Source organism: Ruminococcus sp., from assembly GCF_019423705.1.
In the GTDB taxonomy this organism is placed as follows: Bacteria; Bacillota; Clostridia; order Oscillospirales; family Ruminococcaceae; genus Hominimerdicola.
In genome coordinates this window covers 12,548-35,893 of the sequence record NZ_JAHZAX010000013.1, presented here as the reverse complement: position 1 = coordinate 35,893, position 23,346 = coordinate 12,548, and the positions used below count along the sequence as shown (strand labels likewise).

The 23,346-nt window shown below is 47.3% G+C and carries 26 protein-coding genes; 4 read left to right on the top strand and 22 right to left on the bottom strand.

Annotation, left to right across the window (positions count from 1 at the left end):
- Positions 1-33: 33 nt before the first annotated feature.
- Together QZ371_RS10515 and QZ371_RS10510 are read left to right on the top strand one after the other, a co-directional pair.
- A complete protein-coding gene (locus tag QZ371_RS10515; protein ID WP_295212394.1) occupies positions 34-2,358 on the top strand; it encodes an ABC transporter ATP-binding protein in 2,325 nt (774 codons plus the stop codon).
- Position 2,359: 1 nt separating this feature from the next.
- Entirely contained in the window at positions 2,360-4,198 is a 1,839-nt protein-coding gene (locus tag QZ371_RS10510; RefSeq protein ID WP_295212389.1) for an ABC transporter ATP-binding protein, read from the top strand.
- Between the two features lie 114 nt (positions 4,199-4,312).
- Here the strand turns inward: QZ371_RS10510 and metE are convergent, their stop codons facing one another.
- The 15 genes from metE to QZ371_RS10435 form a co-directional block, all read right to left on the bottom strand.
- Positions 4,313-6,574 (bottom strand): 5-methyltetrahydropteroyltriglutamate--homocysteine S-methyltransferase, encoded by a 2,262-nt coding sequence (gene metE / locus QZ371_RS10505; RefSeq protein ID WP_295212385.1) that lies wholly within the window; start codon positions 6,572-6,574, stop codon positions 4,313-4,315.
- A 229-nt stretch (positions 6,575-6,803) separates the two neighbouring features.
- Positions 6,804-7,715 carry a dihydroorotate dehydrogenase gene (locus QZ371_RS10500; RefSeq protein ID WP_295212381.1) on the bottom strand — a complete coding sequence of 304 codons (912 nt, stop codon included), beginning with the start codon at positions 7,713-7,715 and terminating at the stop codon, positions 6,804-6,806.
- Positions 7,708-8,481 (bottom strand): dihydroorotate dehydrogenase electron transfer subunit, encoded by a 774-nt coding sequence (locus QZ371_RS10495; RefSeq protein WP_295212377.1) that lies wholly within the window; start codon positions 8,479-8,481, stop codon positions 7,708-7,710. The genes QZ371_RS10500 and QZ371_RS10495 overlap by 8 nt, the downstream gene beginning before the upstream one ends.
- Before the next feature lie 78 nt (positions 8,482-8,559).
- Entirely contained in the window at positions 8,560-9,495 is a 936-nt protein-coding gene (gene pyrF / locus QZ371_RS10490) for an orotidine-5'-phosphate decarboxylase (RefSeq protein WP_295212373.1), read from the bottom strand.
- Positions 9,496-9,546: 51 nt separating this feature from the next.
- Positions 9,547-10,815 carry a dihydroorotase gene (locus tag QZ371_RS10485; protein ID WP_295212368.1) on the bottom strand — a complete coding sequence of 423 codons (1,269 nt, stop codon included), beginning with the start codon at positions 10,813-10,815 and terminating at the stop codon, positions 9,547-9,549.
- A gap of 13 nt (positions 10,816-10,828) precedes the next feature.
- Complete coding sequence (locus QZ371_RS10480; RefSeq protein ID WP_295212362.1) at positions 10,829-11,317, bottom strand: hypothetical protein; 489 nt, start codon at positions 11,315-11,317, stop codon at positions 10,829-10,831.
- A gap of 124 nt (positions 11,318-11,441) precedes the next feature.
- Positions 11,442-13,115 (bottom strand): dihydroxy-acid dehydratase, encoded by a 1,674-nt coding sequence (ilvD, locus tag QZ371_RS10475; protein WP_295212358.1) that lies wholly within the window; start codon positions 13,113-13,115, stop codon positions 11,442-11,444.
- 72 nt (positions 13,116-13,187) lie between these two features.
- A complete protein-coding gene (locus QZ371_RS10470; RefSeq protein WP_295212356.1) occupies positions 13,188-13,799 on the bottom strand; it encodes a hypothetical protein in 612 nt (203 codons plus the stop codon).
- Positions 13,800-13,812: 13 nt separating this feature from the next.
- The gene (locus QZ371_RS10465) at positions 13,813-14,616 is read right to left on the bottom strand and encodes a hypothetical protein (RefSeq protein ID WP_295212349.1); all 804 of its coding nucleotides are present in this window, start codon (positions 14,614-14,616) and stop codon (positions 13,813-13,815) included.
- A 40-nt stretch (positions 14,617-14,656) separates the two neighbouring features.
- Entirely contained in the window at positions 14,657-15,616 is a 960-nt protein-coding gene (locus QZ371_RS10460) for an ROK family protein (RefSeq protein WP_295212347.1), read from the bottom strand.
- Between the two features lie 28 nt (positions 15,617-15,644).
- Complete coding sequence (locus QZ371_RS10455) at positions 15,645-15,890, bottom strand: hypothetical protein (RefSeq protein WP_295212344.1); 246 nt, start codon at positions 15,888-15,890, stop codon at positions 15,645-15,647.
- Positions 15,891-15,901: 11 nt separating this feature from the next.
- The gene (locus QZ371_RS10450; RefSeq protein ID WP_295212343.1) at positions 15,902-16,858 is read right to left on the bottom strand and encodes a type I phosphomannose isomerase catalytic subunit; all 957 of its coding nucleotides are present in this window, start codon (positions 16,856-16,858) and stop codon (positions 15,902-15,904) included.
- A gap of 154 nt (positions 16,859-17,012) precedes the next feature.
- Positions 17,013-17,285, bottom strand: coding sequence for a type II toxin-antitoxin system YafQ family toxin (locus QZ371_RS10445; protein WP_295212339.1), 273 nt, complete (start codon positions 17,283-17,285; stop codon positions 17,013-17,015).
- Positions 17,278-17,481 carry a hypothetical protein gene (locus tag QZ371_RS10440; protein WP_295212333.1) on the bottom strand — a complete coding sequence of 68 codons (204 nt, stop codon included), beginning with the start codon at positions 17,479-17,481 and terminating at the stop codon, positions 17,278-17,280. The genes QZ371_RS10445 and QZ371_RS10440 overlap by 8 nt, the downstream gene beginning before the upstream one ends.
- Before the next feature lie 157 nt (positions 17,482-17,638).
- Positions 17,639-18,427 carry a hypothetical protein gene (locus QZ371_RS10435; protein WP_295212327.1) on the bottom strand — a complete coding sequence of 263 codons (789 nt, stop codon included), beginning with the start codon at positions 18,425-18,427 and terminating at the stop codon, positions 17,639-17,641.
- 236 nt (positions 18,428-18,663) lie between these two features.
- On the opposite strand from QZ371_RS10435, the gene ruvX reads away from it, so the two are divergent.
- A complete protein-coding gene (gene ruvX / locus QZ371_RS10430) occupies positions 18,664-19,095 on the top strand; it encodes a Holliday junction resolvase RuvX (protein WP_295212322.1) in 432 nt (143 codons plus the stop codon).
- Positions 19,058-19,918 (top strand): metallophosphoesterase, encoded by an 861-nt coding sequence (locus tag QZ371_RS10425; protein ID WP_295212320.1) that lies wholly within the window; start codon positions 19,058-19,060, stop codon positions 19,916-19,918. The genes ruvX and QZ371_RS10425 overlap by 38 nt, the downstream gene beginning before the upstream one ends.
- Here the strand turns inward: QZ371_RS10425 and QZ371_RS10420 are convergent.
- The 7 genes from QZ371_RS10420 to ylxM all read right to left on the bottom strand — a co-directional run bounded on the left by QZ371_RS10420 (position 19,877) and on the right by ylxM (position 23,179).
- Positions 19,877-20,053 carry a hypothetical protein gene (locus QZ371_RS10420; RefSeq protein WP_295212315.1) on the bottom strand — a complete coding sequence of 59 codons (177 nt, stop codon included), beginning with the start codon at positions 20,051-20,053 and terminating at the stop codon, positions 19,877-19,879. The two genes, QZ371_RS10425 and QZ371_RS10420, sit on opposite strands and share 42 nt — an antisense overlap.
- Positions 20,029-20,256, bottom strand: coding sequence for a hypothetical protein (locus QZ371_RS10415; RefSeq protein WP_295212311.1), 228 nt, complete (start codon positions 20,254-20,256; stop codon positions 20,029-20,031). The genes QZ371_RS10420 and QZ371_RS10415 overlap by 25 nt, the downstream gene beginning before the upstream one ends.
- A gap of 6 nt (positions 20,257-20,262) precedes the next feature.
- Positions 20,263-20,646 carry a sulfite exporter TauE/SafE family protein gene (locus QZ371_RS10410; RefSeq protein WP_295212301.1) on the bottom strand — a complete coding sequence of 128 codons (384 nt, stop codon included), beginning with the start codon at positions 20,644-20,646 and terminating at the stop codon, positions 20,263-20,265.
- Between the two features lie 72 nt (positions 20,647-20,718).
- Complete coding sequence (locus QZ371_RS10405) at positions 20,719-20,952, bottom strand: KH domain-containing protein (RefSeq protein ID WP_295212296.1); 234 nt, start codon at positions 20,950-20,952, stop codon at positions 20,719-20,721.
- 122 nt (positions 20,953-21,074) lie between these two features.
- A complete protein-coding gene (rpsP, locus tag QZ371_RS10400; protein WP_022286623.1) occupies positions 21,075-21,317 on the bottom strand; it encodes a 30S ribosomal protein S16 in 243 nt (80 codons plus the stop codon).
- Between the two features lie 67 nt (positions 21,318-21,384).
- On the bottom strand, positions 21,385-22,752 hold the full coding sequence (ffh, locus tag QZ371_RS10395) for a signal recognition particle protein (RefSeq protein ID WP_295212288.1): 1,368 nt from the start codon (positions 22,750-22,752) through the stop codon (positions 21,385-21,387).
- A gap of 31 nt (positions 22,753-22,783) precedes the next feature.
- On the bottom strand, positions 22,784-23,179 hold the full coding sequence (ylxM, locus tag QZ371_RS10390) for a YlxM family DNA-binding protein (RefSeq protein WP_295212287.1): 396 nt from the start codon (positions 23,177-23,179) through the stop codon (positions 22,784-22,786).
- Between the last annotated feature and the right edge of the window lie 167 nt (positions 23,180-23,346).

The following is a 23,346-nucleotide window of genomic DNA, read 5'->3' as shown; positions in this document are numbered from 1 at the left end:
AAAACAAACTGGAAAGGCTAGGTAAAATGAGTAATGGGTAAAATATTCAAGTACCTGAAAAAATATGCCGCCGGAGTTGCGGTCATATTTGTCCTGCTTATCGTGCAGGCCTATTGTGACCTTTCGCTGCCCGATTACACGGCGGACATACTCGATACTGGCATAATGCAAAGCGGTATCGACCGTGTGTGCCCGAAAGTTATAAGCGAAAGCTCATTGGAGGGCATAGAGCTTTTTATGAGCGATGATGAAAAGAAGCTTGTGGAGGATAGCTATAAGCTGCGTGACAGCATAAAGGATTGCGATGTCCCACTTGCTGACGGTACCCCCGAGGGAAAGGTCTATGAGCTTGACGTCAAGGATAAGCAGACACTTGACGATCTTGACGAAGCTTTCGGCGGCGCCGTGCTGACATATTCGGCAGCACTTCAAATGAAGCCCGAAGATATGGCGGCGCAGGCTCAGGGACAGGCGGACGCAGACAGCGCAAATGCTGAACATACGGCACAAGCCAGCGAAAACAGCGCAGATATTGATATGTCCGCAATGGCTGATATGACCGTCCTCGATATGATAAAGGCAGGCGCTATCGACGGCGTTGAAATGCGAAAGAGCGTTGAAGAAAAATACAGCGCAATGTCAGATACGATGATCGAACAGTCCGCAAAGGCGTTTTGGAAGAGCGAATATCCTGCAATGGGCGTTGATATCGACGGCGTGCAGAAAGCTTACCTCTTCAAAGAGGGCGGACTTATGCTGGCAATGGCTGCGGTGATAATGCTTTGCACTATCGCAATTTGCTACCTTGCCGCAAAGATAGGCGCAGGCGTTGGACTTGACCTGCGTGTAGGCGTGTTCAAAAAGGTAATAAGCTTCTCAAATGCCGAGATAGACAAGTTCTCGACTTCATCGCTGATAACACGTTCCACAAACGATATCCAGCAGATACAAATGGTGCTCACAATGATGCTCAGAATGGTGCTTTATGCGCCGATACTCTGCGTTGGCGGTATCATGAAGGTGCTCAGCACAAACACAAGTATGGTTTGGATAATCGGCGTGGCAATTATTGCGGTGCTGGCGGTGGTATTCGTGCTTATGAAAGTTGCGATGCCTAAGTTCAGGATTATGCAGACAAAGGTGGATAAGCTCAACCTCGTCACCCGTGAGATATTGACAGGTCTGCCTGTTATAAGAGCTTTCTCAAGAGAGAAATACGAGGAGCAGCGCTTTGACGACACCAATAAAGACCTTACCAAAACAATGCTCTTCACCAACCGTGTAATGACATTTATGATGCCTGTTATGATGCTTATTATGAACGCCATTTCCGTCCTTATCGTGTGGGTGGCTTCAAAGCAGATCGATATGGGCAACCTTCAGGTGGGCAGTATGATCGCATTCATCACATATTCGATGATGATAATAATGTCTTTCCTTATGCTTTCGATGATGTCCGTTATGCTGCCGAGAGCTTCCGTTGCTGCGCAGAGAGTTGACGAGATAATCACGACTGAGTCCTCAGTCGTTGACAGCGATGAAGCTTCTGACGACGTGAAAATCGAAAAGGGCGAGGTAAGATTTGAACACGTTGATTTCCATTATGACAACGCCGATAAGGACGTTCTCGAGGATATCGACTTTGTCGCAAAGCCCGGTCAGACCACGGCGATAATCGGTTCAACGGGCAGCGGTAAATCTACCCTTATCCACCTTATCCCACGTTTTTACGACGTTACAGGCGGAAAGATAACCATTGACGGCAGAGATATAAGAGACTATACTCAGCACAATCTCCGTGAAGCGATCGGCTTTGTGCCGCAAAAGGGCGTGCTTTTCTCGGGCGATGTTAAGTCGAACCTTTCCTTCGGATGCGAGGGCGCACCAATGGAACAGCTTGTTAAGGCGGCGCAGATCGCACAGGCTGATGAGTTCATCGAAGCAAAGCCCGACAAGTATGACAGCCCCATAGCACAGGGTGGTACCAACGTATCCGGCGGACAGAAGCAGCGCCTTTCTATCGCAAGAGCTATTGCGAAGAAGCCGAAGATATTGCTCTTTGATGACTCATTCTCAGCCCTTGACTTCAAGACGGACGTAACGCTTAGAAAAGCGCTGGGCGAGAATATCAAGGACTGCACCGTGCTTATCGTGGCGCAGAGGATCGTCACCATTATGAATGCGGACAACATCATCGTCCTCGATGAGGGCAAGATCGCAGGACAGGGCACCCATATGGAACTTATCAGGAATTGTCCTGTTTATACGCAGATAGTCAAGTCTCAGCTTTCTGAGGCTGAGTTCGAGGCACAGCTTGCGCAAGCTGCGCAGTTCGAGCAGGGAAAGGAGGTGCTGTAAAATGGCACAGGCTTCAAGACCAATGAGAAGGCGTGGCCCTATGGGAATGGGCGCAGGCGAGAAAGCAAAGGACTTCAAGGGCTCTGTTGGCAAGCTTATAAAGTATATGAAAAACTTTAAGTTTGCCGTCCTTGCGGTTATGATATTCGCCATTGGCAGCACGATATTCTCCATCGCAGGCCCGAAAGTCCTTGCAAAGGCGACGGACGCACTTTTTGACGGACTTGTCGACAAGATAGCAGGCACAGGCGGTATCGACTTCACAAAGATAGGCAAGATACTTCTTATCCTGCTGGGAATGTACCTTATTTCAGCGCTTTTCCAGTTCATTCAGGGCTTTATTATGACAAGCGTTTCGCAGAAAGTTTGTTACCAGCTCAGACGTGATATCTCAAAGAAGATAGACCGTATGCCGATGAATTATTTCGACAAGCGCACACACGGCGAGGTGCTTTCACACGTCACAAACGACGTCGACACCCTTGGTATGAGCCTTAACCAGTCCATTACGCAGTTCATCACCTCCGTGACGACTGTTATCGGAATACTGATCATGATGCTCACCATTAGCCCGATGCTCACACTTATCGCACTTGTTATCGTGCCCCTTTCGGGCGTTATCGTTGGCATTGTGGTAAAACATTCGCAGAAATATTTCCACGATCAGCAGGAATATCTCGGCCACGTCAACGGACAGGTTGAAGAGGTCTATGGCGGACACAACGTTGTAAAGGCTTTCAACCGTGAGCAGGCCGTTCTTGCAGATTTCGATAAGGCGAACAACGTGCTTTATACTTCTGCTTGGAAATCGCAGTTCATTTCGGGCATTATGATGCCTATTATGCAGTTTGTCGGCAACCTCGGCTATGTTGCCGTGGCAGTTTTCGGCGCATATCTTGCAATGGAAGGCAAGATAACCGTTGGCGATATCCAGTCATTTATCCAGTATGTAAAGAGCTTTACACAGCCTATCCAGCAGCTTGCACAGGTATCTTCAATGATACAGTCGACCGCTGCGGCAGCTGAGAGAATATTTGAATTTCTCGAAGAGGATGAAGAGCCTCAGGCCGCTGAAAACCACGCATCTGTATCTATTGGCGACGTAAAGGCAAACGTTGAGTTCGACCACGTTAAGTTCGGTTACAATGACGATAAGATCATTATCCACGACTTTTCAGCAAAGGTGAAAGAGGGTCAAAAGATAGCGATAGTCGGTCCGACAGGCGCAGGCAAGACCACAATGGTCAAGCTGCTTATGCGTTTTTATGATCTTAACGGCGGAAAGATAAGCATTGACGGCAATGATATCACAAGCTTTGACCGCAGCGAGCTTAGAGAAGCTTTCGGAATGGTGCTTCAAGATACTTGGCTATTCAACGGCACTATTATGGAGAATATCCGCTACGGCAGACTTGACGCAACGGACGAGGAAGTCATCGCAGCCGCAAAGGCAGCCCACGTTCACCACTTTATCGAGACCCTGCCGGGTGGATATAATATGGTGCTCAACGAGGAAGCTTCCAACGTTTCACAGGGTCAGAAGCAGCTTCTCACTATCGCCCGTGCTATCCTTGCGGACAACAAGATACTCATTCTCGACGAGGCGACTTCATCTGTCGATACCCGAACCGAGATTATGATACAAAAGGCAATGGACAATCTTATGAAGGGCAGAACAAGCTTTATCATCGCCCACAGACTTTCCACTATCCGTGACGCCGACCTTATCCTCGTGATGAAAGACGGCGATATCATCGAGCAGGGCAGCCACGATCAGCTTATGGCGCAGGGCGGCTTTTACAGCGAGCTTTATAATTCACAATTCGATCAGACGGCGTAAATTTTATTCTGAAATTTATATACACAACACAAAAGTGCTGCAACTTGAAATCGGTTGCAGCACTTTTGCTTTTTAGGTATGTAATTTAGTATGAAATTGTGTTGGCTAAGTTGGTTATATCTCGCTGCGGACTTTCTTTGCAGCGGCAACAAGATTTTCAAGGCTCGGGATAGTCTCCGCCTCGCCTCTTGTTTTAAGACCGCAGTCGGGGTTCACCCAAAGCTTTTCCTTTGGTATCCTGTCAAGCATTTTGTGCAGAGCGGTCACTATCTCGTCAGTTGAAGGCACTCTCGGCGAATGGATATCGTAAACGCCTGGGCCAACCTCTGTGCGGAAGTTGTTTTCCTTTAGTACGTCAAGAATAGTCAGATCGGAACGTGAAGCCTCGAAGGTGATAACGTCGGCGTCCATATCGTCGATATCCTTGATAATGTCGGCGAACTCGCTGTAACACATATGCGTGTGTATCTGTGTGTCAGCCTTTACGCCGCTGTGAACAAGGCGGAACGCAGGAATAGCCCAGTCAAGATACTCGCTGTGCCAATCGGATTTTCTAAGCGGAAGCTTCTCACGGAGAGCGGCCTCGTCCACCTGAATTATCTTAATGCCGTTTGCTTCAAGGTCAAGCACCTCGTCACGGATAGCAAGTGCGATCTGCATTGCGGACTCTTTGAGGGAGATATCCTCTCTCGGGAACGACCAGTTGAGGATCGTTACTGGGCCTGTGAGCATACCCTTGACAGGCTTGTCAGTAAGGCTCTGAGCAAATTTCGACCACTTGACAGTCATCGGCTTCGCTCTCGAGATATCGCCCCATACGACGGGGGGTTTTACGCAGCGTGTGCCATAGGACTGCACCCACGCCTTTTCTGTGAAGATATAGCCATCAAGGCACTCGCCGAAATATTCCACCATATCGTTGCGCTCGAATTCGCCGTGAACGAGCACGTCAATGCCTATCTTTTCCTGCAAGCGAATACAGTCTGTGATCTTTTCGCTGATGAACTTGTCGTAATCAGCCTCAGCAAGTTCGCCCTTGCGGAACTGAGCACGGTTCTTTCTGACCTCGGCGGTCTGTGGGAATGAGCCGATAGTCGTTGTCGGCAGCAGCGGCAGAGAAAACTCAGCCTTTTGTACCTTTTCACGCTCTGCGAATTCTGGAAGTCTAATAAAATCTTTGTCGGTGAGCTTTGCCACACGCTCTGTTACGGCCTTGTCAGCACCGCTTCTCGGCTGAGTGAACAGCTTTACATTTGCGTCAAGCTTGTCGCTCGCACCGCCTGCGATTATCTCCTTTAGCTCTGCAAGCTCGTCAAGCTTTTCCTCAGCATATGCGAAATAGCTCTTGTGCTCGGCGGAAAGCTTGCTTTCGTGACTGAGTGTATACGGAACGTGGAGCAGGGAACAGGAAGTGTTCAGCACGATCTCGCCGCAGTTTTTCTGAAGCTTTGCGATGATATCAAGCGTCTTAGAATAGTGGTTTTTCCAAATATTTTTGCCATTTACAAGGCCTGCGAAAAGAATTTTGCCCTTCGGGAAGCCCTTTTCATTAACAAGCTCAAGGGTCTTGATGCCCTCAACGAAGTCAAGGCCGATACCGTCAAAACTCAGTTTGCAAATGTCGTCATAGCAGTCACGAACGTCGCCGAAATATGTCTGCAAGAGCACCTTGACATTGCCCTTTACGCTGAGGATATTTTTGTATATCGAGGTGAAAAGCGCAATGTCCTCGGCGGCCATATCCTTCACAAGGCAAGGCTCGTCGAACTGTATCCACTTTGCGCCGAGGGCTGAAAGCTTTGCGATGATCTTTGCGTAGACCTTTGCGGCAGCGTCAGCGAAGTCAGCGGCGGACTTTTTGCTCGTGTATCTTGCCAACTTCAAGAAAGTGTAAGCGCCGATGATAACAGGCTTTGTTGTTACGCCCTGCTCAAGCGCCTCGGAGAAGAGGTCGAAAGGCTTTGTATCGGAAAGTTCAAGCTTTGTGTCGTCGCCGATCTCGGGAACCATATAATGATAGTTTGTGTTGAACCACTTTTTCATCGCCAGAGCCTTAACATCGCCCTTTTCGCCCTGATAGCCTCTCGCCATTGCAAAATAAGTGTCCAGCGGCGAAAGCCCCAGCTGCGCATAACGTGCAGGAACAGCTCCCAGCAGCACGGCGGTATCAAGCATACCGTCATAGTAAGAAAAGTCGTTCGACGGCACAAAGTCAAGTTCGCTCGCCTTCTGCGCCTCAAGGTTCTCCGTCCTCAGCGCCTTTGCAGTATTCACAAGCTCCTCAGCGCTGATCTCGTTTCTGAAATATTTCTCTTCCGCAAATTTAAGCTCTCTCAGCGAGCCGATTCTCGGATAGCCGATAATAGATGTTTTCATTTTGCTCCTCCTAAATTCTACTGTTTTGATAGGTCATATCGTTATGTTAGTATTATAAACTAATTTAGCCGAGTTGTAAAATACTTTATTTTGTTAGATGGGTATAGGTTTAGGCTATGGCGAGGAAATTTTGTATAGATTTTTATTCCGCTTTTGGCTAAATAAAAACAGCTCGTTGGTGACGTGTTATCATCAACGAGCTGCTCTTGTATACTTATGTGTTATCTGATCACCACGGCTTAACGCTGCCCACGATCTCAGAAATGTTTTTGATACCATTTTCCTCGCAGAACTTCTGCATACCCTCTGCGATCTTGACAGGAGCATATGGGTCTGCGAAAATAGCTGCGCCGACCTGAATTGCGCCTGCGCCTGCCATCATCATCTCGATTGCGTCCTCCCAAGTGGCGATTCCGCCCATTCCCATAACAGGGATATTTACGGCGTTTGCGACCTGCCATACCATTCTAACTGCAACAGGGAATACCGCAGGACCCGACAGTCCGCCAACGTTGTTTTTGAGGATTGGCCTGCGTGTCTTGATGTCAATGCGCATTCCGAGAAGTGTGTTTATGAGCGAAACTGCGTCCGCACCATTGGCTTCAACGGATTTCGCAATGTCAACAATGCTGGTGACATTCGGCGAAAGCTTTACCATAAGGGGCTTCTCAGTCACGTCCTTGACAGCCTTTGTTACTGCGCCTGCAACGTTGCAGTCCGTGCCGAATGCTGCGCCGCCCTGCTTTACGTTCGGGCAGGAAATGTTCAGCTCGATCATATCAACAGCCGTGCCGTTAAGCTTCTCCGCAAGCTCCGCACACTCTTCGATAGTCGAACCTGCGATGTTTGCGATTATCCTCGTGTCCTTTGTCACAAGGTTCGGCAGCTCGTAATTTATGAACTTGTCAACGCCGCCGTTTTGAAGTCCAACAGAGTTGAGCATTCCGCTTGGGGTCTCCGCAACTCTCGGACCAGGGTTGCCCTCACGTCTGTGAAGGGTCGTGCCCTTGACGGAAATTCCGCCCAGCTTTGAAAGAGGATAGAACTGTTCGTACTCTCTGCCATAGCCGAATGTTCCGCTGGCAGGAACAACAGGGTTCTTAAATTCAACACCGCAGAAATTTACATTTATCCTATTCATCGAACAATACCTCCTTGCTGTCGAATACAGGGCCGTCCTTGCAGACGTGGGAATTGAACTCCTGTCCGTCCTTGACCGTGCGGCATACGCATACAAGGCACGCACCTACGCCGCAAGCCATTCTCTGCTCGAGGGAAACCTGACAATAAATGCCGTTCTCTTCGCATATCTTCGTGATGTTTTTGAGCATTATCATCGGGCCGCAGGCATAAACGATGTCGGTTTTTTCCGTCTTGAGCACGTCAAGCAAAGCGTCTGTTACAAAGCCCTTTCTGCCTGCCGAGCCGTCATCTGTGCAAAGCTGAGCGTTGCAGCCCATTGCCTTGAAATCCTCCTGCAAAATGACCGCAGCAGCGTTTCTGAAACCGCTTATAACTGTGGCGTTCTCGCCGTATTCCTTCGCAATGCCGACCATTGGAGGCGTGCCGATACCGCCGCCGATACAGACAGCCTTTTTGCCCTTTTCAAGCACCTTGAAGCCGTTGCCCAGCGGTGCGATGATGTCGATAAGATCGCCATTGTTGAGCTCGCTTATCCTGTCTGTGCCGTGACCTCTTACCTCGAAAACAAGGCGGATAGTGCCCTTGTCCTTGTCGATATCGCAGATCGAGATAGGTCTGCGGAGGAAAAATCCCTCTGCCTGAACTTGTGCGAACTGTCCTGCCTTTGCGGCTTTTGCAATGTGTGGACAGTAGATCTCAATGTCAAAAATTCCTTTTGCAAGGGTCTTTTTTGAAACTATGGGGTATTTGCCCTGCTTGTACATTAAAAGTCCTCCTCGTAGATTTTCCTTTTTACTCAACAACAGGCGGAGTATATCCGCCTGCGTGATCGTATTATCAAATTATTCAAGTGTGATCTTTGGCAGATATGAAATGATATCCTCTTTCATTCTGATGACCTCACGTCTTGCAGCCTTTGCAAAATCGTGCTCGTCGCAGTTATCTTCTTTCTTGTATGCGCACATTACGCCACGGGAAGAGTTCACGATAGCGCCAAGTCCGTGATCGTCAAATGCCTTTGAAACGCCTTCTGCGCCGCCGCCCTGAGCGCCGTAACCGGGCACAAGGAAGAATGTGTGCGGCAGAGCCTTTCTCATTTCAGCAAGCTGTTCAGGATAAGTTGCGCCGACAACTGCGCCAACGCCACTGTAACCATACTTGCCCATAACGTTCTTGCCCCAGCGCTCGCACATATCGCCCATTGTGGCATAAACAGTCTTGTTGCCGATCATAAGATCTTGAAGCTCGCCGCTGGACTTGTTGGAAGTCTTTACAAGCACGAAAATGCCCTTGTCATACTTCTTACATTGCTCGAGAAGCGGGTCTATTCCGTCAGAGCCGAGATAGCCGTTTACTGTAAGAGCGTCTGCACCGAATGCCTCAACAAGCTCTCCGCCAATGTCTGTAAGGCCAAGGTGAGCCGTTGCATAAGCTTCCATCGTTGCGCCGATGTCGTTTCTCTTGCCGTCGGTCATAACGAACATACCCTTTTCCTTTGCGTACTGGATAGTCTTGTAAAGGGTCTTTACGCCCTCATAGCCGTACATTTCATAGTAAGCAGCCTGCGGCTTGATAGCAGGGCAGATGTCGTGTATCTCGTCGATTATGGTCTTGTTGAACTCCCAGATAGCCTTTGCTGCGCCCTTGAGGGTCTTGCCGTATTTCTTGAACTTCTTTTCCTTGATGTATTCGGGAACGTAGTCAAGCTTTGGGTCAAGTCCCACAACTGACGGGTTCTGCGTCTTTACGATATTTTCAATAAGTCTGTCAAATGCCATTTTTATCTTCCTTTCGGATATTTTATAATTGCTAAATTGTAACAATTGAAATTACAATTCAAAAACGATCTTTCCTCTGCAAATGGTATACATTACCTTGCCTTTGAGGGTAGAGCCTTTGAAAACGCTGTTTTTGCTCTTTGAATTGAGCTCAGCAGGGATAACTTCCCATTCAAGATCGGGGTCGAATATGCAAAGATCGCACCTTTCACCCTCGGCGATCTTGATAGGCTCAAGCCTCATAATCTTTCTCGGGTTCACGGACATGATCTCTGCGATCTTGTCAAGACCACATTCACCGCTGTGATAAAGCTTTGTAAGGGTCGCCGCAAGGGAAGTTTCAAGTCCCACAACGCCGTTTGGCGCTTTCTCAAAGTCAGCCTTTTCCTCGGCGGAGTGCGGAGCGTGGTCGGTGATAATGCAGTCGATAGTGCCGTCAAGGACAGCCTCTTCAACCGCCGCTCTGTCCTCCTCCGTTCTCAGCGGAGGCGACATTCTGAAATCAGCGTCACGAGCCAAAAGCTTTTCGTCCGTGAATGTGAAATAGTGCGGTGCAGTCTCGCAGGTGACTTTCACGCCGTCCTTTTTCGCCGCCCTGATAATGTTAACGGAGCCCTTTGTGGAAACGTGGCAGATATGCACTCTTGCGCCGCAGCTCATCGCAAGGCATATCTCACGGGCTGTGATGTAGTCCTCAGAAGCCCTGTCCATACCCTTGATGCCAAGCTTTTCTGAGACTTCGCCCTTATTGATGATACCGCCGTTTATGATCTTCAAGTCCTCGCAATGTGACGTCACGATAAGTCCATTTTCGTTGGAGGACTGGATTGCCTGTCTCATAAGCTCAGCATTTTCAACAGGTCTGCCGTCGTCTGATATCGCCGTAACTCCAGCAGCTTTCAATGCGTCATAGTCGCAAAGCTCTTCGCCTTTCATTCCCTTAGTCACGCAGGCGATAGGGAAAACGTCAATGCCTGTTTTCTTTGCCTTGTCGAAAACGTACTTCACGCCCTCGGGTGAATCTATCGGCGGCTTTGTGTTCGGCATACAGGCAACGCCCGTGAAACCGCCAGCCTTTGCGGCGTTTGCACCTGTGATGATATCCTCTTTGTAAGTCAGTCCAGGGTCACGGAAATGAACGTGCATATCGAACAGTCCCGGCAGAGCGCAAAGTCTGCCCTCGCCGTCGATAACTCTTGCGGCAGGCTCGTTTATCTCGCCGATCTTGACGATAACGCCGCCGTCAATGCCGATATCTGTGATCTTGTCAAGCCCAGTCTGCGGATCGCAGGCGTGGACGTTTTTAATAAGTATTTCCATTTGCTTTCACCGATCAATGCTTTCCATCGTAAAGGTCGCCGTCGCTGTCAGTTCTCTCGCAGGAATAAACGCTGTCAGCATTCTGGAAGATGAACTTGCAGGTCGCAGCGGTTTTCTCGTTGCTGTTTATCTCTTCCTCTGTTGGAATATCAAGGTTCTTGTATGACAGAGTTGAGAAGAATTTCAGCCTGAGACCGATATCGTAATTATCGTCTCTGTCAGTCGGTGAAACGAGAAGCTGTATCTTGCCTTCGTCCTCGTTGATCTTGAACCAGCCCTTTGCGATAAGCGTATCGTCGTCAGCCTGTGCGATCTTGAAATTGCCCTCTGAGTCAAAGGTGAATGAGACGTTCTCTTTCTTGTCTGTCCAAACTCCCGAAATAAGCTCCTTTGAGTCGCCCGAACGTGATGGCTGACTAAAGAGATATGTGCAAAGGAAAATTCCCACCACAAGTATAACGAGGAACAGAATGCCAAGCAAGCCCGAGATAAATTTTTTCATATATCTTCCGCCTTTCCTGTAATTAGTTATTGTTTTGAAAATGTGATACTATATTAGTATATAAAATTGTCTGCGGCAGAGCGTATCCGCCGCAGGCATAGAGACAATGCCTTAAAGTATTGTCTTAGTCTTTTATCTGAAGTATAGCGCCTCTGTTTGCAGAAGTTACCAAAGAAGCGTATCTTGCAAGATAGCCAGTTGTGACCTTTGGCTGTCTTGGCTTCCAGTTCTTTCTTCTTTCAGCAAGCTCTTCATCAGAAACTTTAAGTGTGATAGAGCAGTTGTCGATGTCGATTGCGATGATGTCGCCCTCTTCAACAAGTGCGATAGGGCCGCCGACAGCAGCCTCAGGTGAAACGTGTCCGATAGAAGCGCCTCTTGAAGCACCGCTGAAACGTCCGTCTGTGATAAGCGCAACAGTTGAGCCAAGACCCATTCCTGCGATAGCAGATGTAGGATTGAGCATTTCTCTCATTCCAGGGCCGCCCTTTGGTCCTTCGTAACGGATAACTACAACGTCGCCCTCAACGATCTTTCCGCCTCTGATAGCGGCGATAGCGTCCTCTTCGCAGTCGAATACTCTTGCTGGGCCTTCGTGAGCAAGCATTTCAGGCGCAACTGCTGAACGCTTTACAACGCAGGTGTCAGGTGCAAGGTTGCCTCTCAGAACAGCGATACCGCCAGTCTGTGAATATGGATTGTCGATAGGTCTGATAAGCTCAGGGTTCTTGTTTACAACGCCGCTGATGTTCTCGCCGACAATCTTTCCTGTGCAGGTGAGGCAGTCTGTGTTGATAAGGTTCTTCTTGTTGAGCTCGTTAAGAACAGCGTAAACGCCGCCAGCTTCGTTAAGGTCTTCCATATATGTATGACCTGCTGGAGCAAGATGACAGAGGTTCGGTGTTCTCTTTGAGATCTCGTTAACAAAGTCAAGGTCAAGCTCTACGCCGCACTCGTGAGCGATAGCAGGGAGGTGGAGCATTGAGTTTGTTGAGCAGCCAAGAGCCATATCAGCTGTGATAGCGTTGATGAAAGCGCCCTTTGTCATAATATCTCTTGGTCTGATATTTTTCTTGTAAAGCTCCATAACCTGCATACCTGCATGCTTTGCAAGCTTTATTCTCTCAGAATATACAGCAGGGATAGTGCCGTTGCCTCTAAGACCCATACCGAGAACTTCTGTCAGACAGTTCATTGAGTTAGCTGTATACATACCCGAGCAGCTTCCGCAGGTCGGACAGGCCTTGTTTTCAAATTCTTCAACGTCATCAAGTGTGAACTTGCCTGCGTTGTAAGTGCCGACAGCCTCGAACATACTTGAAAGGGAAGTCTTTTTGCCCTTAACGTGACCAGCCAGCATTGGACCGCCGGAAACGAAAATTGTTGGAACATTAACTCTTGCCGCAGCCATAAGCAGACCTGGAACGTTCTTGTCGCAGTTTGGTATCATAACAAGAGCGTCAAAGTGATGAGCAAGAGCCATGCACTCTGTTGAGTCAGCGATAAGGTCACGGGTAACGAGAGAATACTTCATACCCTTGTGACCCATTGCGATACCGTCGCAAACAGCGATAGCAGGGAATACGACAGGTGTTCCGCCTGCCATTGCAACGCCCATTTTAACGGCTTCAACGATCTTGTCGATGTTCATATGACCCGGAACGATCTCGTTATAAGATGAAACGATACCAACCAGCGGTCTTTCCATTTCTTCCTTTGTCATTCCGAGAGCGTTGAAAAGCGATCTCTGCGGAGCCTTGTCTACTCCGTCACAAAAATAATTACAATTGCTTGCCATTTCTGATTACCTCTTTTTTTATAAAGATTTAAAGATTAGTTATTTCCAGCTGATAAATACATCGGCTTGCGATCATTCATCAGCATTATCATTATTACCATCATTTTCGGTCTGAGCTTCTTCCTGCTCAGTCTGCTCAGTTTCAGCTTTTCCCTCAGCTGCCTTGTCAGTATCCTCGACTTCGTCCTCTTCGTTATCGTCATCATCGTTTGATACCGTAATGCCCTCACGGAGCTGCTTTCTTACAGTATAAGCCGCACAATATTCGCACACAAGGTCAAGTGCTGAGAATATAATGAGCATCATATTCAGCGTCAGCAGACCTGTCAGCAGGACGTATGCCCCAGGGATAATGAACAGGGGAATGCCTGTTTTGTACATATCCTCAAAGTGGTTGCCCTTTTTATATTGCGCCGCCCACATAAGCCAGTAAAATGCCACGGCTGCAATGCTGAGTATAATCCACAGCACGAAAAGCAGCTTGCTTGAAAATCCTACCTTGTAATCTCCGATAGCAAGGCACATATAGCCTATGCAGCCAAATCTGCCCACGCACTTTGCGATAAAAACGATAATGTTTTCCTCGGGCAGATCAGGTCTGTCAGCAGGCGTTTTGAAGCAGGCGAACACCACAGGCAGGATAAGCAGCAGCGTAGGGATAAATCCCATAACATTGAATTTCATTTGTTTGTCCTTTCTATCGGAACGGTCTATCCTCTATTTCTATTACTTCTTTTTGGATAGTGCGGACTGCTTCATCAACAGCCGCCATAAGCTTTTTCTCAAGTGGTGTGCCAAAAGAATCGCTGTTATAGCTTACGCCAAACTGACACTTGAGATCACAATGCTCGTAGAGCGGACAATAATAGAAATAAGTCGCCCTGCCTCTGTCCTCGACCTTTGCCTTGAAGCACACATATGGACCCATATCATTAACAGGCAGATACATCAATGCGTCATCAGGCACGCCGCCATTTTCCACCTTTTTGATAAGTTCATATATCTTGTTATCCGGTGCGTCAACAACGCCAAATAGCGGAGTGTTATCATCGGAATAGCCCGAATCATAATCATCATCGTTAATGTTCGGAAGGTAGGACGCTATATAGCAGATATCGCCGTCCGTGTCAAGAAAATCGCCGCTTAGATCAAATGTGACCTTCGTTCTTATCTCGCCATCCTCGCCGTCATATATCTCAAAATCCACTTTTCTTGAAGGCTTTGCAGGAACGTTTCCCGTGGCAAGCACTTCCGGTGAAGTGTGGTATGTCGGTCTTGTATAAGCGTAGTTGCTCCTCTTGCTTGAACTTGTGCTTGAAGTGGTCGCAGTGCTTGGCTTGCTTGAAGCAGTCGAACTCGATGAGCCGTTTATAGCCTCGTTCTTCTTGTCCATAGCTTGGTCAAACAGATCTTTAAGACCTGTCGGGCCGTTGCCGTTTTTTGCTGCTGCGTTGTCGATAGCGTCTACTGCGCCTTTCAAAAGCTTATCAAATAGTCCCATTATAGTTACCCCTTTTAATATATTTGTGTTTTTTGCTTTTTTATTTCTTGTGAGAAAGACCCAAGAACGCAGCGCCGATTATACCTGCGTCATTGCCAAGCTTTGCAATAACGATCTCTGTGTTCTTCTCAGAATTCTTTGTGTAAACTTCCTTTGCCACAAGCTCTTTTAGAGGCAGGAGCAGAGGGTCGCCCTCATTGCACACGCCGCCGCCGATACAGAGGATATCTGGCTGGAAAATATTGATCGTGTTTGTGATACCGCAAGCAAGATACTTTATGTACTTGTCAACGACTTCCTTGCCTGCCTTGTCGCCAGCTCTCATTGCATTGAAAGCAGTTCTTGCAGATACCTTGCCGTCCTCTTCGTTCATCTTCCACATAATAGAGTCCTTGTCCTCGAACATAGCCTCTTTTGTCATTCTTACAAGACCTGTTGCAGAGGAGAATACCTCAAAGCAGCCGTGTCTGCCGCAAGTGCATTGTGGGCCGTTAGGGTCGATGACTGTGTGACCGATCTCAGCGCCTGCAAAGTTGAAGCCCGAATATATCTTGCCGTCAACGATAACGCCTGCGCCAACGCCTGTGCCAAGTGTAATGCAAACAGCGTCGTTTGCGCCCTTTGCTGCGCCTGCAACATATTCACCGTATGCAGCGGCGTTTGCATCGTTCTCAACATAGCAAGGCTTGTCGATGAATTTTTTCATAAGTTCAACAACGTGGAAGTTGAGGAAGCCGAGATTGTTTGAATACTCGATAACGCCTGTTGCTGAATTAGCCGTACCTGGTGTGCCGATACCAACAGACTCTATCTGCGATATTTCCAGCCCTGCGTTTGCAACGGCTTCAAGGGCTACCTTTGCCATATCGGCGCATATCTCGTCAGCAGGCCTTGGAAGATTTGTCTTGCAGGTCGCTTTCGCAACGATCTCGAACTCCTCGTTCACAACGCCGGCCTTGATGTTTGTGCCGCCAAGATCTATGCCTATGTAATACTTCATAATAATTTCTCCCTTTTATTTACTGAGCTTACTGTGCGTCATTGTCCTCAGTATCGTCGTCATATTCGTGGAAGTTTATCTCTTCCTTGGCTTCCTTTGGCTTTGCGGCTTCCTTTTTCTTTGCAATCATATCATAGACCATCAGGTAGATAAATTCAAGCACCACAAAAACGATAAGTCCCACCCAGAATTTATGGGTCGCAAACGCCACGATAACTGCGATAACAAGTGCGCACAGCTCGCCGATCTCCTTTTTCAGATCAAGCTTCAGCATTTTTTATCTCCTTAGTCGATCTTTGTGAGCACGAATGTGCACTTGCCCTCGACTGTGTACTTGCCTGTGCCTGCTGAAACGAACACGCTTTCGCCCTTCTTAGCGGAAACTGTTTCGCCGCCGCTGATAACAGGCTCGCCCTCGAGAACGAGAATGCTGTTGAAGCTGTTTTCGTCAGCCTCAAGCTCTGCCTTTGTTTCAACGTTTACTCTGTAAGTTGTGAAATATTCGCACTTTGAGAGCAACTTGATGCTATAGCCATCCTTTTCCTCAACAGGAGTTTCAGGATACTGCTCAGCAGGAGCGAGCTTTGTAACGTCAAGAGCCTTGTCAACGTGAAGCTCTCTAGGCTTGCCGTCCTTGCCAACTCTGCCGTAATCGTAAATTCTGTATGTAGTGTTTGAATTTTGCTGTATCTCAGCGATAAGGATACCCTTGCCGATAGCGTGAAGCGTGCCAGACTTGATGAAGAAAACGTCGCCCTTCTTAACAGGAACAGCGTTTGCTACTTCGAGAAGAGTGTTGTCAGCAATTCTTCTTGCGAACTCTTCCTTTGTGATCTCGTGCTTGAAGCCGTAAAGCAGAGTTGCGCCCTCGTCGCAGTCAACGACATACCACATTTCAGTCTTGCCGTATTCGCCCTCAACTCTCATTGCATACTCGTTATCAGGGTGGACCTGTACGGAAAGATTGTCCTTAGCGTCGATGAGCTTGATAAGGATAGGGAAGTTTTCAAATCTCTCGCAGTTCTTGCCAAGAACGCTCTTGCCAGCCTTTTCGATGTACTCATTGAGCGTCAGACCCTTATACTCGCCGTCAGCAACAACGCTTGGACCGTCCTTATGGCAGGAAAGCTCCCAGCTCTCAGCGACCTTATCGAGATCGCACTTTTTGCCGTATTCGTCTCTGAGCCTTGTGCCGCCCCAGATATAGTCCTTAAATGCTGGTTCAAGTTTAAAAATTGACATAATATATAGCCTCCGTTTTGTTAAAAATACCTTTAAATATACCTTTTAATATGATACCATAATTCCGCCCATAAGTCAATATTTATGCACGAAAAAAAGCAGGGGAACGATTGCTCGTCCTCCTGCTGGGAAGTTATAAATCAACTTACAGCGGTCAAAACAGATCGCTATGAGTACCTGTTCTGTACAACAGCAGAATAAGTTCATCGGAACGTCTTTCATAGATAAGAAGCCAATCGGGTTCAACGTGACATTCAAGGAAGCCATTGTAATTTCCTGTCAGCGAATGTTCTCTGTATTTTGGCGGAAGCGGATTGCCTTCGGCAAGCATTGTGATGACCTCGTTAAGGTGTGCCATATTGAGCCCACGGCTTTTAGCCTTTTTGAAGTCCTTTTTAAATCTGTTATGATAAGTTATTTTAAGCATTTAGACTCTCCCAAAGCTCGTCTACCGAATCAAACGGACCTACAAGATTTTTGCCTTCTTTTGCATCGTCAAGGACTTTTCTTGTTTCCTCATTCGGCTCTTCTTTTTGAAGCCCCTGCAAGATAACTATAAGGGCATTGAGCTGTTCCTCTGTGAGATTGTCGATCATACTGTATGCAAGTTCTTTTGTGCTCATAGCTTTTCCTCCTTACATATCAAATCATTGTTTCTTGTGTTCTTACCTTAATTATATCACATTAAACCGTGTTGTCAAGCGGTTTTGCGGCGGATATTGTCGGAATAAAAAGGGCAGGAAAGCCGTGACTTTCCTGCCCTTGTATCATCATAAAAGTTTACTTTTTATCGTCGTCGCCGTCAAAAAGCTTCTTCTTGTCAACGAATTTGCCTGTGCTTACGTCAAAGGCTTCGCTTGACTTCTTGTTCATTATAACAACGACAACTACAACTGCGATCGCAACGCCTGCAACTATTCCTATGATAAGGAATATAGGGCTTGAGCTGTCCGAACTTTCAGACTTTGCTGTGGTGGCTGCTGTTGTGGCAGCGGTCGTTGCGGCTGTTGTCTCGGCTACTGACTCGTCCTTTGCGGCCTCTGTTGTTGTAGTGGTGGTCGTCTCTGGAGCTTTGTCGTTGCAGTCTGTGATAGTAAGGCTCGTGCATTTTACGCCGATATCAGAAGGTGCGATAACGTGAATGTAATCCACCTTGCTGAAATCCTTTGAAGTGTAAGCCTTTACGATATCCTCATAATAGAACGTTGCGCTGTTCTCATCGTATGTCTTAGGCGTTACCTCTGCCCATACGTTGCCGTCCTCGTCAGCAAGGGCGTTTTCTGAGTCGGTATAGCTCTGGATAGCAAGTCCGATAGGGGACTTTGTTACCTTTTCAGCTTCCTTTTTGTTCTTGTACTCAAATGTAACGATGAACTGGGTCTTGTCCGTTATCCTGCCAAGGTCAAAAGTATCCTTTGGGATAGAAAGGCTCTTGCCCCAGGTGCGTGCTTCCTTTGCGTCTTTGCAGTCGATCTTTACGTCAGATACGTCAGCCGATGCAGAAAGGCTGAAAAGTCCTGACAAAGCCACCGCTGCGCACATAATAATTGAAGTGATTATCTTTTTCATATGTACAACTCCGTAACTCTTAAAATTTTCTTGTTATTCTTTTATCTTGTTATTTTATTTACTAGACAAATTATAACATACGTTTATGACTTTTTCAATTAACATTTTGTTAAGCTATTACAAAAAAATATTAGAAAATATAGTGATTATGCACAGAGATTGACTTAGCCGCCGCCTTGTGATATAATATCTACAACAACTTTAACTTAAACAGGTTTTTGAATGAGGTGTGATAAATGAAGATTATGGCAGTAGATTACGGTGATGCAAGAACAGGCTTCGCAATTAGCGACAGAACGGAATTTCTCGCTTCGCCTATCGGCACGGTCAAGGAATACAACGCTCAGCGGCTTGCGCAGAAAGCCGCTGACACCGCAAAAGAATACGGCGCAGGTGAGATAATAGTCGGCTTGCCCATAAATATGAACGGCACAGAAGGTCCGAGAGCAGAGAAGTGCAGGGCATTTGCCGAGCTGCTCCGATCGCTGACAGATATTCCTGTAAAAATGTGGGATGAACGCTCGACAACTGTCACAGCTCACAATATCCTCAACGAGACAAATGTCAGGGGCAAGGCTAGAAAAGCCGTTGTCGATACCGTTGCAGCAACTATTATTTTGGAGGGATATCTTGAATACAGAAGAAAAAAAGCAAAGCAGGCTGATTAAAAAGCAGAAGCGGAATATCCTCATTGTGGTGATGATCCTTGCGGCGATGATAATAGCCGACTTTGTGTGGTCGAACACTTATATCGAGGTCAAGGAGCTTTCGGCGAAGTTTGAAAAACTGCCCGACGGCTTTGACAGTTGCAAGATAGTTCAGATATCTGATTTTCACAACGAGTGGGGAAGCGGCTATATCGACAGGCTGACGAATAAGGTGAAGGACTGCAATCCCGATTATATTTTCGTCACGGGGGACAGCGTTGACCAGCTTTTTCCCGATGTTGACCGCTCGCTGGAGCTTATGAAAAAGCTTCCCGATATCTGCCCTGTGTATCTCGTTTTGGGCAACCACGAATATGGCTTGTCGCAGGAGGACAGGGAGAAATTCATCGCAGGCTGTGAAAGCTATGGCATAAACGTGCTTTACAATGAGCACACCACACTTACACGCAATGGCGACAGCATAAGCTTGCTGGGCTTTGACGATATGCAGAATGAGAGCGAAGCGTTTTCGCAGGTCGCAGATGATTTTGTGATACTGTTAAATCATTATCCAGAGGACTGCGCACATTTCAGCAATATGGCGTTGCAGTCGGGCACGCATATTGACATCGACTTTACAGGCCACGCCCACGGCGGACTTATCAGACTGCCCCTTGTGAATGGTCTTTATGCCCCAGGGCAGGGCTTTTTCCCCGAATACACCGACGGGACTTACACCATTGATGACACAACGCTGGTCGTATCAAGGGGCGTGGGCAACAGCGGCCTCACCCAACGCTTTTCAGACCCCTTTGAGCTTGTTGTCTTTACTCTTGAAAAATAATTCTTTCAGCCCCATTAGTATCAAAAACACCGCAAAGGCTTTTGATAGCACCCCTTGCGGAAGCTTGTTTGCGATAATGCTGAATACTATTACGGAAGCCGTTCCCCATATCACCGTGGAATGGCTTTTTTCCATTCCACAAGGCCGTTTTTGCCGTGAAAAATAAGGCTCGCAACGGCTATGGGCACAAAGAACACAAGGTTTATCCCCTGTGCGGCTATCTGCGAAAAGCCTGCAAATGCCGTCAGATACACGATGAGAACCATTCCGCCGCCCAGCCCCATTGAAGCCATTATCCCTGTGAGAAATGCCACAAGGTTTATTGCCACCGCCGACATAAATTTTCACCCTTTCAGAAATATCCTCACCCCTGCGATTATCATAAGTGCGCCGAAAATGCGCTTTAGCAGGCTGTTTGAAAGCTTTTTCATTATAAGCGCACCCATCGCCGCTCCCACAAGACCAAGGGGGATAAATTTCACCGCCTGCTTTATATCAAGGCTTCCTCCGCCGAAATATATCATTCCGCTGATAATTGATAACGGCAGAGTGACGGCGATAGAAGTTGCGTGGGCTTTCTTTGGTTCGCAGCCGCTTGCTTCAAGCATTGGCACGGCGATCATTCCGCCGCCAGAGCCGAAAAGTCCGTTGCAAAGCCCCACTGCAAGCCCTGTCAATGCGCTGAAATGCTTCACCGCAAATGCCTTTATGTTAATTTTACTGCGCATAAAAAATCACCCCTTGCTATTATCTGCAAGAGGTGATGATTTATTCTCTGAAAATTATCAGCCGACTTGATCTTAGTCGATCTCGACCATTATCTTCTGATCTATACGGGAAGCACCGGCACGCATTACAACTCTAATTGCCTTTGCGATCCTGCCCTGCTTGCCGATAACTCTGCCCATATCGTCGGGAGCAACGTGCAGATGATATACAACAATGCCCTCATCGTTAGGCTCGTCAACAACGACTTCAACAGCGTCCTTGTTTTCTACAAGCTCAGAAACGATAGTCTCCAGTAATTCTTTCATAAAAATGTCCTCCATTCTCCCACGAAAATGCGGCAGGGAAGCGTTTTCCCCTGCCGAAAAACGGTAAGCGAAGTGGTGGGATAGGAAGCTTACCGCTCAGGTGATCCTTTCAGCTTGACTGATTAGATAGTGCCGTTCTTCTTGAGAAGAGCCTTAACTGTATCAGTTGGCTGTGCGCCGTTAGCGATCCAGGACTTAGCCTTTTCATCGTCTACCTTGAGTACGGAAGGCTCCTTAGTTGGGTCATAGTAGCCCAGCTCTTCGATGAAACGTCCGTCTCTTGGGTATCTTGAATCAGCAACTACGATTCTGTAGAAAGGTGCCTTCTTAGCGCCCATTCTTCTGAGTCTGATCTTTACTGCCATTGTTTTTTCACCTCCGAAAAATATCTTCATATATCAAATCAATCTTGTGATTGTTGATAGCAATTTGTTATTGAGGCATTCCGCCGCCGAGACCTTTGAGAAGCGCCGCTCTGTTTCTTCTGGACTTCTTTCCGTGAAGATTTCCGCCGATACCGAACTGCTTCATCATCTTCTGCATCTGATCAAACTGCTTGAGAAGCTGGTTCACGTCAGATACCTGCGTGCCGCTTCCGGCAGCGATACGTCTTTTTCTCTTCGGGTCGATGATGGCAGGCTTTTCTCTTTCAGCCCTTGTCATCGAATTTATCATAGCCTCTGTTTTTTTGAGCTGGACTTCACCCTGCTCGACCTGTTCGTCCGTTACCTTGTTTGCGCCCGGAAGCATTCTGATAATGGACTTCATCGAACCCATTTTCTGTATCTGCTTCATCTGCTCAAGCAAGTCGTTGAGGTCAAAGCCTTTCTCCTGCATTTTTTCTGCAAGCTTCTTGGCGTCCTTCTCGTCAACAGTCTGCGTTGCTTTTTCGATAAGGGTGAGCATATCGCCCATTCCCAAAATTCTTGAAGCCATTCGCTCAGGGTGGAAGACCTCGAACTCGTCGAGCTTTTCGCCCATACCAACGAACTTGATAGGCTTACCTGTTACAGCCAGCACGGAAAGCGCCGCACCGCCTCTTGTATCAGAATCAAGCTTTGTAAGGATAACGCTGTCGATTCCGAGGGCTTCGTCAAAGCTTGAAGCCACCTTAACTGCGTCCTGACCGATCATTGCGTCAACGACCAGCATGATCTCATTCGGCTCAGCGATCTTCTTGATGTCTTTAAGCTCGTTCATAAGCTCTTCATCAATGTGAAGTCGTCCCGCCGTATCTATGATAACAAGGTCGTTGCCGTAATCCTTTGCGTGCTTGATACCTTCTTTAACAATCTTTCTCGGGTCGATCTGTCCCATTTCAAAAACTGAGACCTCAGCCCTCTCGCCCACAACTTTCAACTGTTCGATAGCCGCTGGTCTGTAAACGTCGGCGGCAATGAGCAGAGGACGCTTGCCCTCTTTCTTGAACATCTTTGCAAGCTTTGCAGCGTGAGTAGTTTTACCCGAACCTTGGAGACCGCACATCATAATAACGCAAGGCGGCTTGTTAGGGAAGTTTATCTTTGAATTAGCTTCGCCCATAAGCTTTATGAGCTCGTCATTAACTATCTTGATGACCTGCTGACCTGGGGTAAGGCTCTTGAGCACTTCCTCGCCGACGCTTCTCTCAGTTACCTTTGCGATAAAGTCCTTTACCACCTTGTAGCTTACGTCAGCTTCCAGCAAAGCCATTTTTACCTCACGCATAGCCTCCTTAACGTCAGCCTCCGTGAGCTTACCTCTTGATTTAAGACGCTTGAACACGCCGTTAAGTTTTTCAGAAAGTCCTTCAAACGCCATAATCTATCCTCCGTATAATTTTTTTGTGTCTTTATTTCTCTTCTGTATATTCCGCCGTATCGAAATCATCGAGCTTTGAATCGAGATTTTCCAGCAGCACTATGACCTTTTCGGCGATATCTCTCGCATAATTGCGCTTTTTGCACTCATTGAAAACATCCATAGCCTGCGCCTTGAACTCTTTTAGCTGCTCAAGATAATCCTGCTGCTGTCTGTAAAGACCGAGCTTTTGCTCATAATCGGCAAGCGCTATCTCGCACTTCTTTACGGCGTCGTGAACGCCCTGCCTTGAAATATCAAGCTGCGCTGCGATCTCGCCCAGCGACAGATCGTCGTTATAATAAAGATCCATAATCTCATTCTGCTTATCTGTGAGCAGGCAGCCGTAAAGATCAAGCAAAACGCTGTTTTCAAGGTTCTTACTCATTATCCCCGCCGCTCTCCTCTCATAATCATCAAACAGAATTTTTCTGTAAAGTCATAAACCTTTACAATTATATATCAAGTTTGCCAACTTGTCAAGCCCTTTTTTAGAATTTTTTCTTTAAAAATAAAATTTTACAAAATCCTGTGGAAAAAGTCCTATTTATATAG